This window comes from Flammeovirga sp. OC4 (assembly GCF_000812565.1).
GTDB lineage: Bacteria > Bacteroidota > Bacteroidia > Cytophagales > Flammeovirgaceae > Flammeovirga.
Window position 1 is genome coordinate 1 of record NZ_JTAM01000116.1, and the last position, 296, is coordinate 296.

1 protein-coding gene is annotated in these 296 nt (G+C 33.1%); it reads left to right on the forward strand.

Annotation, left to right across the window (positions count from 1 at the left end):
* A partial coding sequence (locus PL77_RS32340; protein ID WP_216595952.1) for a hypothetical protein occupies positions 1-223 on the forward strand: 223 nt, incomplete at its 5' end.
* Positions 224-296: the final 73 nt, after the last annotated feature.

Below are 296 nucleotides of genomic sequence, written 5' to 3' on the forward strand. Positions count from 1 at the left end.
ATTCGTGTCCTATAGATCATCAGAAATCTTCCGATTTCTAAAAACCACAAAAGCCGAAAACTTATTTTGCAGTATGGCAGTACATTGTAAACTAAATTATCGTCAACTTTCAATCAACCTGTCTGCCAGCATTTATAGGATCTACTTTCAAACTTCTTTCTTCTTCATTTTTCCATTGATGAAAAACGAAGCAAAAAATCTAGGCTTAGAAGTCAAAAGCTAAATTTCATTCCTCTCGCCTAAATGATTTTAAACTCGCTTTGCTCAAACAAGAAAATCATTTTTAACGGCTCAAT